Source organism: Flavobacterium sp. HJ-32-4 (assembly GCF_022532105.1).
Taxonomy (GTDB): domain Bacteria; phylum Bacteroidota; class Bacteroidia; order Flavobacteriales; family Flavobacteriaceae; genus Flavobacterium.
The window spans coordinates 2,242,632-2,256,925 of the sequence record NZ_CP092832.1; the positions used below are offsets into that span (position 1 = coordinate 2,242,632).

Annotated in this window: 12 protein-coding genes; 3 read left to right on the forward strand and 9 right to left on the reverse strand. The window is 52.1% G+C overall.

All coding sequences use genetic code 11. The annotated features are described in order from the left end of the window. Positions 1–11 precede the first annotated feature (11 nt). The 5 genes from MKO97_RS09360 to MKO97_RS09380 all read right to left on the reverse strand — a co-directional run bounded on the left by MKO97_RS09360 (position 12) and on the right by MKO97_RS09380 (position 6,267). Positions 12–725: an esterase family protein gene (locus tag MKO97_RS09360; RefSeq protein WP_241102954.1), complete on the reverse strand. Its 714-nt coding sequence runs from the start codon at positions 723–725 to the stop codon at positions 12–14. A gap of 155 nt (positions 726–880) precedes the next feature. After that, positions 881–1,300: a glyoxalase gene (locus MKO97_RS09365; protein ID WP_241102955.1), complete on the reverse strand. Its 420-nt coding sequence runs from the start codon at positions 1,298–1,300 to the stop codon at positions 881–883. Between the two features lie 96 nt (positions 1,301–1,396). After that, positions 1,397–3,013: a M1 family metallopeptidase gene (locus MKO97_RS09370; RefSeq protein ID WP_241102956.1), complete on the reverse strand. Its 1,617-nt coding sequence runs from the start codon at positions 3,011–3,013 to the stop codon at positions 1,397–1,399. Between the two features lie 17 nt (positions 3,014–3,030). Continuing rightward, the gene (locus tag MKO97_RS09375; RefSeq protein ID WP_241102957.1) at positions 3,031–4,602 is read right to left on the reverse strand and encodes a S41 family peptidase; all 1,572 of its coding nucleotides are present in this window, start codon (positions 4,600–4,602) and stop codon (positions 3,031–3,033) included. 36 nt (positions 4,603–4,638) lie between these two features. Beyond that, positions 4,639–6,267 carry an acyl-CoA carboxylase subunit beta gene (locus tag MKO97_RS09380; RefSeq protein WP_241102958.1) on the reverse strand — a complete coding sequence of 543 codons (1,629 nt, stop codon included), beginning with the start codon at positions 6,265–6,267 and terminating at the stop codon, positions 4,639–4,641. Between the two features lie 767 nt (positions 6,268–7,034). On the opposite strand from MKO97_RS09380, the gene MKO97_RS09385 reads away from it, so the two are divergent. After that, positions 7,035–8,006: a Gfo/Idh/MocA family protein gene (locus tag MKO97_RS09385; protein WP_241102959.1), complete on the forward strand. Its 972-nt coding sequence runs from the start codon at positions 7,035–7,037 to the stop codon at positions 8,004–8,006. 149 nt (positions 8,007–8,155) lie between these two features. On the opposite strand, the gene MKO97_RS09390 is transcribed toward MKO97_RS09385, so the two are convergent. Further along, positions 8,156–9,376, reverse strand: a complete 1,221-nt coding sequence (locus tag MKO97_RS09390; RefSeq protein WP_241102960.1) for an aminotransferase class V-fold PLP-dependent enzyme — start codon at positions 9,374–9,376, stop codon at positions 8,156–8,158. A 151-nt stretch (positions 9,377–9,527) separates the two neighbouring features. Here MKO97_RS09390 and MKO97_RS09395 point away from each other — a divergent pair, with 151 nt between their 5' ends. Continuing rightward, entirely contained in the window at positions 9,528–9,992 is a 465-nt protein-coding gene (locus MKO97_RS09395; protein WP_241102961.1) for an Lrp/AsnC family transcriptional regulator, read from the forward strand. A gap of 406 nt (positions 9,993–10,398) precedes the next feature. Then, complete coding sequence (gene lpdA, locus MKO97_RS09400) at positions 10,399–11,805, forward strand: dihydrolipoyl dehydrogenase (RefSeq protein ID WP_241102962.1); 1,407 nt, start codon at positions 10,399–10,401, stop codon at positions 11,803–11,805. Between the two features lie 146 nt (positions 11,806–11,951). Here the strand turns inward: lpdA and MKO97_RS09405 are convergent, their stop codons facing one another. Genes MKO97_RS09405 through MKO97_RS09415 form a run of 3 tightly spaced genes read right to left on the reverse strand, consistent with a single transcriptional unit; the run spans position 11,952 to position 14,293 of the window. Further along, positions 11,952–13,136, reverse strand: coding sequence for a DUF3570 domain-containing protein (locus MKO97_RS09405; RefSeq protein ID WP_241102963.1), 1,185 nt, complete (start codon positions 13,134–13,136; stop codon positions 11,952–11,954). 18 nt (positions 13,137–13,154) lie between these two features. Next, complete coding sequence (locus MKO97_RS09410; protein ID WP_241102964.1) at positions 13,155–13,370, reverse strand: DUF4266 domain-containing protein; 216 nt, start codon at positions 13,368–13,370, stop codon at positions 13,155–13,157. After that, positions 13,367–14,293 carry an FAD:protein FMN transferase gene (locus MKO97_RS09415; protein WP_241105514.1) on the reverse strand — a complete coding sequence of 309 codons (927 nt, stop codon included), beginning with the start codon at positions 14,291–14,293 and terminating at the stop codon, positions 13,367–13,369. The genes MKO97_RS09410 and MKO97_RS09415 overlap by 4 nt, the downstream gene beginning before the upstream one ends. Position 14,294 lies beyond the last annotated feature (1 nt).

Consider the following 14,294-nt stretch of genomic DNA (forward strand, 5'->3'; position numbering starts at 1 on the left):
TTTAGGTGCTATTAAAAAAATCTGATTCTTGAGAGATAATGCGGAAACATCTCACGCCACACGGGCCAGTCGTGCTGACGGTCCTGCCGCACGTCAAGCCAGTGGTGCACGTTCTTACCGCTCAATACCCGGCTCAGGCGCAGGTTGGCGTCAAAACAGATGTCCCAGTTGGAGGTGCCCAATACAATGTCCATGTTCCACAACTCATGGTCGTTCAGTCCGGGCAGATAGTCCTCCGGACTGTTGTAATACACATCCGAATTGTGGAAACCATACATGAAATCCTTGATGTCAAAGGCCCCGCTCATTGAAAACATATGGCTCACATAACCCGGGTGCCGAAACGCGAAATTGGCCGCGTGATAGCCGCCGAAACTGCAGCCGGCAACGGCTACTTTCCCTGAATAGGTATTGTTCTTCACCCGCTCCACAATCTCATGGCAGATCATTTTGTCATACCATGTATGGTTCCGGATCTTATCCGCCGGATGGATGTGCTTGTTGTAAAAACTGTCTTTGTCGATGCTATCCGGACAAAAAATCTGGACGAGTCCCTGTTCGATGAACCACGAGGCGGCACCCACAAGGCCCTGGTCGCGGTTTTCATGGAAACTTCCCATCGAGGTGGGGAAGAGGATAACGGGATAGCCGGCATGTCCAAAAACGAGCATTTCGATCTCGCGGCCCAGGTTCGGAGAGTGCCACTTAAAGTATTCTTCGCGCATAAACTACGTTTGCAACAATGATAAGGAAAATAAACCACAAAGACCAATACAACCGAAGGTTTGGTCGAATTTTGTCATAATTGTGGTATATCCTTTAAAATTTTAGGAAAATTCGAACGCAGGTGGTTTTTTCAACCCTGTCAAATGCGGACGCTTCAACCCGTAGGTCGGGTCACCGCGTCGTTCGCATCGAACAATTGCACCTGGTCTTTCAGTCTTTCGATCAGTAATTGCATCATCCGCTTGTTAAGGGCCGACGAATTCTGGATATACCGCTCGTATTCGGCCACCGAGAAAAGGCCGATGATAATACCTTTTAACGAGTTCCGGAACTTGATATCGCGCTGGATGCTGTGTTCGATAAATTGCAATTTCTTCGCCAACGGGAATTCATGGAACGGCACCTTGCTCTTGGCGACGTAATTCCGGAATACGGAAAGGAAGAGATCGTTCTGGAGTTTCAGGATGGGGCGCAATACGCCGTTTTGGAAAATTTCATCGGGGACCGATTCCGGACTGATACGCCCGATCGCTTCGCCCCGGAAACCGCTGAGGAACTGGTCGCGTGATTCCATGGTCTTCGTTTCCCTTAAAGGTACGAACAACTACCCGTTCGGTCGACCGTGGATCGGGTCGTAGGAGGGGTTAGTTATCAAGAAGTTATTAACCGGCTACAGTTTGCGTACGTTCACCAGGAAGCGTTGCACCTGCACGTCGATCGCGTTGATGTTGGAAATTTTCAGCTTGATGAGTTTCCATTCTGAAGTAGGGGCCAAACGCGCTGTTTTCCCGTTCCAGGTAACATCAATGGGCATATCGAATCCGGGTTCGGTCGCATCCCAACGGTATTCCACAAACTCGCCGCTGCGGCGCAGTTCCAAAACCGGAATCTCTTTGTGGCGCAGGTATTGGTTAAACACATGGGTCAGGTCCATGCCCGTCTTCTCGTTGAAAAAGGCAACAACGGTTTCGGTGTTGATGATTTTGTGTCGGAAGGTCATACTGAACTCATACAGCAAATTCCACCATTTTCCATCGTCGTTGATGATGTTACGGATGGTGTTCAGCATATTGGCACCTTTCGGATACATGTCACCCGATCCTTCGCGGTTCACACCGAACGGACCGATGATTGGCTTGTCATTGTCGATATTGCCGCGCTGCCCGAAGTTATAGGCATCCGCCGCTGCTTTGCCCTGTGTGCACTCTACAAAGACGGTTTCCGTATAACAGGTAAAACCCTCGTGTATCCACATATCGGCAATGTCCTCAGAGGTGATGCTGTTGCCGAACCACTCGTGGCCACTTTCATGCACAATGATATAATCCCAACTCGAGCCATAGCCGGTGCCCGAAATGTCCATACCAAGATACCCATTGCGATATTGGTTGCCATACGCCACGGCGCTTTGGTGTTCCATGCCCAGATAGGGCGTTTCTACGAGTTTATAACCGTCTTCCGGAAACGGGTAGGGACCGAATTTCAACTGGAAGCAATTCAGCATCGGCTTGACGATTTCGAAGTGCCGGCGCGCTTTTTCTTCGTTTTCCCGCAATACATAATAATCGAGGTCGAGAGTGCCATAGGTCTCCCCGAAGTGCACGTAATCGCCTACATTCAGCGTGATATCGTAATTGTTGATGGGGTTAACCACGCGCCACAACCATTTGGTGTAGCCGTCGCCACTGGGTTCCGATTTCACGAAACGTCCATTTGAAACACCCACAAGCCCGTCGGGAACCGAAATGGCAACATATGCACCGTCCTCGGGCTCGTCCGACTGCGAATCTTTCACCGGATACCAAAGGCTGGCACCGGTTCCCTGCACGGCCACGCCGATCCACGGTTTTCCGTTGCCGTCCTGGCTGAATACAAAACCACCGTCCCAGGGCGCGTTTTTGGCAATCTGGGGCGCGCCATGGTAATGGAAACGCAGCGTATGTCTGGAATCTTTTTCGAGCGGGGCAGGGAAGGAGACAAATACCGCGTGGTACTCCCGCTTGTACTTCAACTTGTGACCGTCCATCACGATACTGTCGACTTTCATGTTCTCGAACAGGTCGAGTTGGATGCGCGAGGCTGTCGCGTTCATCACAAAGGCGATGTCATTATACCCCTGAAGTGTCTTCTTCGACACATCGAGCCGCACATCCAGGTTGTAATGCCGCACGTCAAACGCGGTGCGTTCAGGTCGAAGTCCGCCCTGCAGCGAATCTTTCCGGGTGGTTTTTTGAGCGCCCGCCGCAGTTGCGACCAATAAGAGGAGCGCCAGGAAGCAATGTTTCATAGTCTATACGTCAACAATTACGGCTGCGCGTTACCGAGGCCTTTTTCTCTTGTGTCTTTGATATGGTCGAGCACCCAATCCAGTTCCATGTCTTTGCCGCTCAACCGCGCCGGTAGGTTCGGCAATAGTTCCGTATCCGGCAACACGCCATAACCATCGGGTTCTTTTGTGTAGATGGTGGCCACTTTCATAAGGCCGATCCGCAGGGTGGCTTTGGTGTGCGGAAGCGTAAACACGGGCATTTGACCGGCCACGGTTCCGTTGTAGGCGCCCCCGGTTTCTTCTCCCACTACATAGGCCCGTCCTGAACCTTTCAGCAAATTGGCAATAAGGGAAGAAGCGGAAAAACTGCCACCGTTGACGAGCACATAAACGGCCCCGTCGAAGTGGTTGTCTTTCTTGACCTTGACGCGGTCATCCGTACCGGCGTAAAACTTTCCGTCCTTGCCTTTATACACGCGAAAGTACTGCACACCATAAAAAATCGGCGCCCCCAGGCCGCGGAATACCAGGTCTACGGCTCCGGCTCCATCGAAATAATTCGAATGCAGCAGGCTGGTGCGGGAAGTGACCAGGGACGGCTGGCATACCACACGCGTCGAATCGGTCATGTAGGAATACAAATCCAGTATCTCCGACAGTCGCCCACCCGGATTATCGCGAACGTCGAGGATGAGCGTATGGGCCTTTCGCTCCCGGATGGTTTTAAAAGCCGACTTATAGTATTTCCGATAATTCCCAATGCTGAAGCCACGGATCTTGAGCACCGCCACACTGCTGTCGGCCCCAACAAAGCGGAGATCACGGTTGTTGAGTCCGGTTTCGGGATTGTACCCTTTCAACCGCTGCATTTTGCGGGAAGGACGGGCCACGACCACGGGTTTTGCAACGGGTTGTTTCTTTCTGACGGAGTCGTTTTCCTTTCGCCTCAGGATGGTAACGGTCTGAACCGAGTCGTTGCGCCGAAAGGCATAACGAAGGCTGTCCTTGATCCCGAAACGCGCGGTGTAAAACGAGGAAAAGCTGCGTTCCAGACGGTTCCGTTTGAAGGTCGTATTGAACCCATCAGACGTGAACAGCCGGTTGAAATCGCGCACTAAATCCGAAACGGGTTGTCCGTCAATCGCGACGACTTCGGTTCCTTCGCGAACGGATTTGTCATAGGATTTGTTTTTAAGGACGAAGAGACGGTTGTCGTACAACCCGAATTCAAACTGTGAAAACGGCCCGGTGCCTTTGGCCGCCAACGCCTTGCCTTCCGCTTTTGTATACCGCTTCAACGGAGGTCGCAGCGCCATATGTCCCTGTCGTACCGATGCCACCAACGGCGCCAGTTTTTCGTAAAAGGCATAGCTGTCAAGCGGACGGTTGATCGTCGCCTTCAGGCTGTCGAACTTATAACGAAACTCCGCTTCCGGGATATACCAATACAAATCCGGATGCAGGCGCGTGATTTTCCGATAGGCATAGTCGACGTCGGCTTTGAGTTCCTCCGGTGATTTCAGCCGCGAAATGTCACGGTTGTAGCGTTCAACGGAATGACAGCCGGTGAGGAGTAGGGGTAAGGCGAGGAGCAGGAATCGCTTCACATGTGGCAATTTCTGCAATGTTACCAAAAAAACGGTTTAGGTCTGTATGACACCGAGGTTAAATTTCCGTTCGATGGGCGCGTGGTTCGCCGCTTCGATGCCCATCGAAATCCACGTGCGGGTGTCAAGTGGGTCAATGATGGCGTCGGTCCACAAACGGGCTGCCGCATAAAACGGTGACACCTGCTCGTCGTAGCGTGCCTTGATCTTGTCGAATAGCGCCTGTTCTTTTGCCGCATCGACTTCTTCGCCTTTCGCGCGGATGGCAGAGGCTTCGATCTGGGCGAGTACTTTAGCAGCCTGTGTTCCACCCATCACCGCGAGTTCGGCATTGGGCCAGGCAGCAATCAACCGCGGATCATAGGCTTTACCACACATGGCGTAGTTGCCGGCACCATACGAGTTCCCAACGATAATGGTAAACTTCGGCACCACCGAGTTACTGACCGCATTGACCATTTTCGCCCCGTCTTTGATGATACCGCCGTGTTCCGATTTGCTGCCGACCATAAAGCCGGTCACGTCTTGTAGGAATACCAACGGAATCTTCTTTTGGTTGCAATTGGCGATGAACCGGGTGGCTTTGTCGGCGGAATCCGAATAGATAACGCCCCCGAACTGCATTTCCCCTTTTTTGTTCTTGACCACTTTACGCTGGTTGGCGACGATGCCCACGGCCCAGCCGTCGATACGAGCGTAGGCGGTAATCAGCGTCTGGCCATAGCCGGCCTTATATTCGTCGAACTCCGAGTTATCCACCAGCCGTCTGATGATCTCGTACATGTCGTATTGCTCAGAACGCGACTGCGGCATAAGTCCGTAAATCTCTTTTTCATCCAGCGTCGGCTTCGCGGGTTTTTCCCGGTTGAAGCCCGCTTTCTCATAGTCCCCGATTTTCCCGACGATGTTTTTGATGCGGTCAAGGGCGTCTTTGTCGTCCTTCGCCTTATAGTCGGTTACACCCGATATTTCGCAATGGGTGGTGGCACCGCCCAGCGTTTCATTGTCGATCGTTTCACCGATGGCGGCTTTCACTAAATAACTGCCCGCAAGGAAGATGCTCCCCGTTTTATCGACGATCAGCGCCTCGTCGCTCATGATAGGGAGGTAGGCACCGCCGGCCACGCAACTACCCATTACCGCTGCAATCTGGGTGATGCCCATGCTGCTCATGATCGCGTTGTTGCGGAAAATACGGCCAAAATGTTCTTTGTCGGGGAAGATCTCATCCTGCATAGGAAGGTACACACCCGCACTGTCGACGAGGTAAATGATGGGGAGACGGTTTTCCATCGCGATTTCCTGGGCGCGGAGGTTCTTTTTACCGGTGATCGGAAACCACGCACCGGCTTTCACGGTGGCATCATTGGCCACCACCACGCATTGTTTCCCTTTTATATACCCAATTTTTACGACCACTCCACCAGACGGGCATCCGCCGTGTTCGGCATACATCCCCTCACCGGCAAAGGCCCCGATTTCGATGCTCTTCGCTTTTTCGTCGAGCAGGTAGTCGATGCGCTCACGGGCCGTCATCTTGCCTTCGGCGTGCAGTTTTTCGATGCGTTTTTCGCCCCCTCCGAGTTTGACTTTGTTCAGTCGTTGTTTTAAGGAAGAAAGCAGCAGGCGGTTGTGGTCTTCGTTTTTATTGAAGGTGAGGTCCATAGCGATTTTTGTGTGGAGCAAAGGTACGAAAACGATTGAAATTTAGGTGGGGTGAGGGTTGGTGGTTCAGGGTTCATAGTTCATAGTTCATGGTTCATGGTTCGTGGTTCGTGGTTCGTGGTTGATAGTTGAGAATTCATAATGAGGATAAACTTCCCCTTTTAGTCTTTATACTTGATACTTGATACTTCATACCTGATACTTGATACTTGCTCCTTGCCCCTCAAAACAAACCCACCTCCAAAACGGGTAGTTTTTCCCCGCGTGAACCCATCCAACTCAACACTCAACACTCAAAACTCAACACCCTTGTAGTATTTTCTCGTGTGAACCCCTTCCAACCCAAAACCCAAATCTACCACCCGGATACTGTATGGATACTGTATGGATAAAGTATGGATACTGTATGGATAGAGTATCACGAATGTATTAAAACCGTTTTTCAACATCAGTAGCATAGTTGATGGTTGATGGTTGATAGTTGTTGGTTTTTGGTTGTTGGGGCCACACCTACCGCCCTTTCATTTCCGAAGCTCAGCCTGCCTTCTTTTCCTGTCAGATCCGTTACGGACAATCGCTCATTGTTCCTTGTTCATAGTTCATAGTTCATAGTTCATAGTTCATAGTTCATAGTTCATAGTTCATAGTTCATAGTTCATAGTTCATAGTTCATAGTTCATCGCTCATCGTTCATTGTTCATCGTTCATCGTTCATTGTTCATCGTACATCGTACATCGTACATTCTTCATTCCCTTATCTTTGCTCCATGACTACTATCCGATGGGGCATTATCGGCTGCGGCGACGTAACCGAACGCAAAAGCGGGCCCGCTTACCAAAAAACAGAAGGATTCTCGATCGTAGCCGTGATGCGACGCGACGCCGCGAAAGCCGAAGAATACGCCCAACGCCATGGGATGGAGAGATGGTATTCCGACGCCGATGCGCTGATTAACGATCCGGAGGTGGATGCCGTCTATATCGCCACCCCGCCCGACACACACGCGTTCTATGCCCTCAAAGTGGCCGCGGCGGGCAAACCCTGCTGCATCGAGAAGCCCATGGCACCTTCCTATGCCGAGTGCCTGACGATCTGCGAGGCATTCGAATCCCGCGGGCTGCCGCTGTTCGTAGCCTATTACCGACGGTCGTTACCGCGTTTCCGGAAGGTGAAGGAGTGGATCGACACCGGACACATCGGACAGGTGCGGCACCTCCACTGGACGCTCATCCGCACACCTTCACCCGTCGATTTGTCGGGAAGCTATAACTGGCGTACCGATGCGAAGATCGCGCGGGGCGGATATTTTGATGATTTGGCGTGTCACGGACTCGATCTTTTCAGCTACTTTTTCGGAGAGGTGACAGATTGCGCCGGACTCGCCTCGAACCAACAGGGATTATACGACGCCTTTGACGCACTGTCGGCTACCTGGCGTTATGCATCTGGAGTCACGGGCACGGGCATCTGGAATTTCGGCTGTGCGCAACGCGAGGATGAGGTGGTCATCCGCGGAGAAAAAGGCACGATTACCTTCTCTGTTTTCGGTGACGTCCCTTTTGTGCTGGAAACGGCCGACGGGCGGGAAGAATCGGTAATCGAAAATCCCGAAAACATCCAGTTGTTTCATGTGGGGAATATGCGCGACCACCTCATGGGACGTTCGCAACATCCGTCAACGGGTCGTTCCGCCGCTGAAACTGCCCGTATGATGGACGTGATCCTGGGGAGAATGTAAGTCCGGTGTAGCCGCGTGAGGGATGGAAGCGGCAGCCTTTTTTGTCAACACCAACCACCAAATACCCAATACCAACCACCAACTATCTACTGCCCACTGCCCACTGCCTACTGCCCACTGCCTACTACCCACTGCCTACTGTCTACTGCCTACTGCCAACTCCCCACTCCCGCCAAAACACCGGTTTCTTCCATACACTCCCGCATCATCTGGTAGGTGCGTTCGATGTCGTTGTCGAGCCCGATCGAAAAGCGGATGAGTCCGTCGCTCAACCCCATTTCTTTTTGCTCTTCCACCGGTATTTCACTTGAGGTCGAGGTGCCGGGTGCGCTGAACAGCGTCTTGTAGAAACCGAGGCTCACGGCGAGATACCCGAGGTTGCGCTCCTGCATGAGTTCCATCAGTTCGTTGGCTTTGGCAAGACTGCCGACATCGACCGTCATCATGCCGCCAAACCCGAACTCGGGGTTCATCATGCGTTTGAACGTCTCGTGCCCCGGGTGGCTTTCGAGTCCGGGATACACCGTCCGCAGTCCGTCTGCTTCAAATTTCTCCGCCAACACCTGCGCGTTGTGGCTGTGTTGTTTCATCCGGATGTGCAGGGTGCGGAGGTTCTTCATGACCGAAGCCGACCGGAGGCTGTCCATCGTCGGGCCCAGCAGCATCGCTGCGCCGTCGTTCACGTTCTTAAGTCGGTGGATGAACTCCCGCGAGGCACACGTCACACCCGCTACCGTGTCGCTGCTGCCGTTGATGTATTTCGTAAGGCTGTGGATGACGATGTCGGCACCCAGTTGTGCCGGCGCGATGGAAAGGGGAGAGAAGGTGTTATCGACGACTAACTGAAGTTGGTGTTTTTTCGCTACGGATGCCAAAACCGGGATGTCGGCGATTTCCAATAGCGGGTTACTGACCGTTTCACAATACAGCACTTTCGTATTCGGTTGGATAGCTGCTTCTACCGCCTCGATTTTGGTAATATCGACGAAGGTAACCGTGATCCCCATGCGCGGCACGAAGTTCTTCAGAAAGGCATAGGTACCACCGTAAATGGTGCGGCTAGCCACGATATGGTCGCCGTTTCCGCAAAGCTGTAAGAGGGTAGAGGTGATCGCCCCCATGCCGGATGCCGCTACATTGGCCGACTCGGTTCCTTCCATCGCGGCCAGCGCCTGGTCGAGGTAGAGGTTGCTGGGCGACGAGTGGCGGGAGTAGAGATAACAGCCTTCGGCATTGCCTTCAAAGGTATCGAACATGGTCTTGGCCGAAAGGAAGGTATAGGTAGAGGAATCGGAAATCGAAGGGTTGACGCCACCAAATTCACCGAAGTATTGTAAGTCCTGTATTTTATCTGCCGGATGGAGTTTCATATAGTTTATTTTTCATGCAATTTCATTTTTATAGGAATAAATTAAAACAACTATGATAAAATTTAGAATAAAAAACTATATAACTATGTTTATTTAGATATATTTGCTGAATAGAACGCCTTTTTGCCCCCTTTACCTGATTTTTTTTCTGATGACCCTCGACGCGACAGACCGTAAACTCCTGATGTACCTACAGCAGGACGCGAAGCAGACCACGAAAGAGCTTTCCAACAAGCTCGATCTTTCGGTTACGGCGGTTTACGAGCGTATCCGCAAGCTGGAGCGCGAGGGTATCATCAGTAAATATGTCGCACTACTCGAAAAGGGCAAAGTAGGGAAGGGCTTCGTGGTATTCTGCCACGTAAAGCTCGTGCAGCATACCCGCGAGTTCGTCACCCAGTTCGAAAAAGAGGTAAAAAGCCTGCCGGAAGTCTTAGAGTGCTACCACGTTTCGGGCGACTATGACTACATCTTAAAAGTAATGGTAGCCGACATGCAGGCCTACCGCGAATTCCTCGTAACGAAACTGACCACGCTCCACCACATCGGCAGCACGCACAGCACGTTTATGATTGGGGAGGTGAAGAATTCGGCGTTGATAGAGCTTAGTAATTAGCGAATTTAGGAATTAGCGAATGAGTATATGGCACGTTACGGGCTATTTGCTCTAACAGGAATATCGCGCAGCGGCTCAAACGGGGGCGTATGTTGGTTTGTTTACCAAATCCCGGGTTCTAAACTCGATGCAATCCTAATTCAACCTACTTAATCCTCCCTTTAATAGAATTTTACGTACCTGCTTTTACGCTCCGCACATTCGCTAATGCCCACATTCGCTAATTCGCTAATTTTCTAATTTCCCACCCCTGCTTCCACGCCCTGTACATTCGCTAATTCCCAAATCCGCTAATTCGCTAATTTTCTAATTTCCCGCCCCCGCTTCCACGCCCTCTACATTCGCTAATCCGCTAATTCGCACATTCGCTAATTAATCGTATTTTTGTGCCACAAAATCCAACACCATGAACGCATTCGACGTCGTCGTCATAGGATCGGGTCCGGGCGGATATGTGGCCGCCATCCGTTGCTCACAACTGGGATTCCGTACCGCTGTCATTGAAAAATATCCAACCCTCGGGGGCACCTGCCTCAACGTAGGCTGTATCCCTTCCAAAGCACTGCTTGACTCCTCTCACCATTACCATGATGCGTTGTCGCATTTTAAAGAGCACGGCATCGAAATCGGCGGGGATATCAAAATCAATATGGAGCAGATGATCGCCCGCAAGGGCTCGGTCGTCGACCAGAATACCGCAGGTATCAAATACCTGATGGACAAAAACAAAATCACCGTCCTGGAAGGCGTTGGTTCGTTTGAAGACGCAACCCACGTAAAAGTGACCAAAAACGACGGGTCTTCGGAAACCGTTGAGACGAAATACGTCATCATCGCCACAGGTTCGAAACCGTCCAATCTGCCGTTCATCACCATCGACAAAGAACGCATCATCACGTCGACCGAGGCCCTGAAACTGAAAGAAGTGCCGAAACACCTGGTCATTATCGGTGGCGGGGTAATCGGACTCGAACTCGGACAAGTATACCTGCGCCTCGGTGCGGAAGTATCGGTAGTGGAATACCTCGACCGCATCATCCCAGGCATGGACGGCGCGCTTTCGAAAGAACTGACGAAAGTCCTGAAGAAACAGGGCATGAAATTCTATACCTCCCACAAAGTAAAATCGGTCGAACGCAAAGGCGACGCAGTACAGGTGCAGGCCGACAATGCCAAAGGGGAAACCATCACCCTCGATGGCGATTACGCGCTGATCTCGGTCGGACGTCGTCCGTTTACCGACGGGCTGGCAGCCGATAAAGCAGGTGTGAAACTCACCGAACGCGGACAAATTGAGGTCAACGACCACCTGCAGACGAGCGTACCGAACATCTACGCCATCGGCGATGTGGTGAAAGGAGCCATGCTCGCGCACAAAGCGGAAGAAGAAGGCGTGTTTGTAGCCGAAACATTGGCCGGACAAAAACCGCATATCAACTACAACCTCATTCCGGGTGTCGTCTATACCTGGCCGGAAGTTGCCGCTGTCGGCAAAACCGAAGAGCAATTGAAAGAAGCCGGAATCGAATACAAAGCGGGTAGCTTCCCATTCAAGGCATTGGGCCGCTCACGTGCCTCTATGGACACCGACGGTTTCGTCAAGATTTTAGCCGATGCCAAGACGGATGAAGTACTGGGCGTGCACATGATCGGTGCCCGCGTAGCCGACCTGATCGCCGAAGCGGTAACGGCTATGGAATTCCGTGCCTCTGCCGAAGACATCGCCCGTATGAGCCATGCCCACCCGACCTATGCAGAAGCGGTGAAGGAAGCAGCACTCGCGGCAACCGACAACCGCGCGTTACACGTGTAAAGACCTATCATTTCAATAAAAAAAAGCGCTTTTTGAGAGCGCTTTTTTTATTGAGGAGCAAGGAGCAAGGAGCAAGGAGCAAGGAACCACGAACCACGAACCACGAACCACGAACCACGAACCACGAACCAAGAACCAACACCCCCTTACTTCACTTTTATATTCACACTGATAATATCAGACACCAGGTTACGCGAGTTATCGCTTTCGTAATGCCCGTACCGGAGTTCTATCGTATTGAGCTTGTCGATACCGAAAACACCACCCGGCGGCGTAAACTTCACACCCATACCAAAGAAACCGCTGTCGAATTTCGACAGGTCATAGTTGCTGGTGTAGAACTCCTCGGATCCGGTGTGCTCTTGGTATCCGGCAAAGTACTTAACGGCTGATTGCGCGTAATACCGGTAAAACGGACTGATCGACAGGGCCTGCGTGAGCTTCACCGGAACCTCGAGGCTGGCGGTATGCGCCGTAAGTCCCCAATCGTCGGAATAATAGCGGTAATACGCCCGGAAGATGATATTGTCCCCCGCAAAGTAGTTCACGCGCACCCCAATCGGAATCTTGAAGCGCGAATCGGGTAGTAGCTCCTGATGCACCGATCCGTCGGTAAAATACACCCGGTGGAACGGCAGGGCCAGATACCCCTGTTGCGTCACCAAATCGGCTATCAGTGCGACCTGCAGGTTTTTGTTCACCACCTGTGTATACCCCAGCGACAAGGCGAAGGTGTTCCGCGAGTCGGTGCCGTAGCCGTCGCCGCCCGTTCGGAGTTCAATCGGCTGGATGAGTTTTACCTGGTCAAGGAAGGTTTGTAAACGGGCCGAAAATTCGCCGTTGCGGTCCTTCGTTTTCCTGGCATAGCCAATCGTCCCACCAAACGACTGATAGTCGAATTCGGTGGAAGAGGAGACGCCGGCTGTGAAGGTCGAACCCTTTTCTTCGTTCTCCAGGCTATACAAAATCGACGGATACACGCGGATATCAGCCGAGGAAGCCGATGAATTGGCCGCGAGGTCGATACGGTCAGACGACGCCGACGAGTAATGGTCGACGCCTAACTCGAGATCGAAGGTGTGCTTTTTGCCGGTCTCGCCGTACTTCACCAGTCGGACGTCGAGTGCATTCGAGATATCCGTCAGCTCTTCGGTGCCGACACCCCCAGTGACAGCCGAGTTGTTTCCATCTTGTTTGTAGTAACTCGACACGAGGTTGATCTCGTCGATTTTGAGCTTGCGGTTCTTGTAAGCGGTTGAATCCTGCTCCGTTTGCGCCTTCATCGTAAAAAAGGCCATAAGGGCAAACCCGTTCAATAGGATGCGTTTCATGTGGCGATAGAATAGAGATTAGTTACAACCACAGCCACCGCCGCTTTTTCCGGCATTGGCCCCAGACGCTCCTTCGCGATACGATTGGAAACTGAGTTCGGTTTTTTCGATTTTACGGTTTGACAAGACCATTTCGGAATCGTTGATCTTGGCTTTCTGGTATTCTTTCACGCTGGTGCAGGAGGCGAGCAGGCCGGCGCACGACAGCATGAGGATCATTGCCTTGTGTTTCATATGAGATGGATGTTTTTGGATGTGTATAAGGTGTTTTGGTCGTCGATGATGATGCAATAAAGTCCCGGAATCTGGTTCGCCAGGAAGAGTCCCGCCTCAATGCCCATTACCGAAATCGGTGTCGCCATCGCATCAGCAAACTCTGCATTGTCGCAGATGATGGTCACGCTTTTGATACCGGTAACCGGGAGTCCGGTTTTGGGATCGATGGTATGGGAATACTTCCGTCCGTCGATCATGACGTATTTCTCGTAATTTCCCGAGGTAGCCACGGCCTGGTTGGAAATGTTCATAAAGGAAAAACTAGCTGCCGGGTGGTCAGGATGCGCAATCCCGATGGTCCAGGGCCGGCCGTCTGGCTGCATGCCCCATGCGGTGAGGTCGCCACTGGCATTGATGATACCGCTCGTCACGCCCATTCGTTTCAGGATGTCTTTGGCACGCTCGGCGGCATAGCCTTTCCCGATGCCACCGAAGCCAATCCGCATACCGGCTTTTTTGAGGAAAACGGTACAGCGCTCGGCATCCAGTTCGATGTTGCGGTAATCGATCAGGTGCACCATCTTGGCAGCGGTTTCTTTGGTGGGAAGGGTGACCATCTCGCGGTCAAAATTCCATAGCGAACGGTCGATACCGCCGTAGGTGATGTCAAAGGCGCCTTGCGTAATCGAGGAAATCGCGATACTGCGGGCAATCAGGTCGAAGACTTCGCGATCCACTTCCACCGGCGCAAGGCCTGCATTGGCGTTGATACGATTGGTCTGGCTGTCGGGTTGGTAGGTCGTCAAAAGTCGTTCGATCCGCTGGATTTCCGACACGCCGGCATCGATGAAGCGATCTGCCTGCTCCGCATCCGAGGTCACGACGGTAATCGTGAAGTTGTTTCCCATCAGGCGCATCGAGCGGGCGAACTTTTCCATCAGA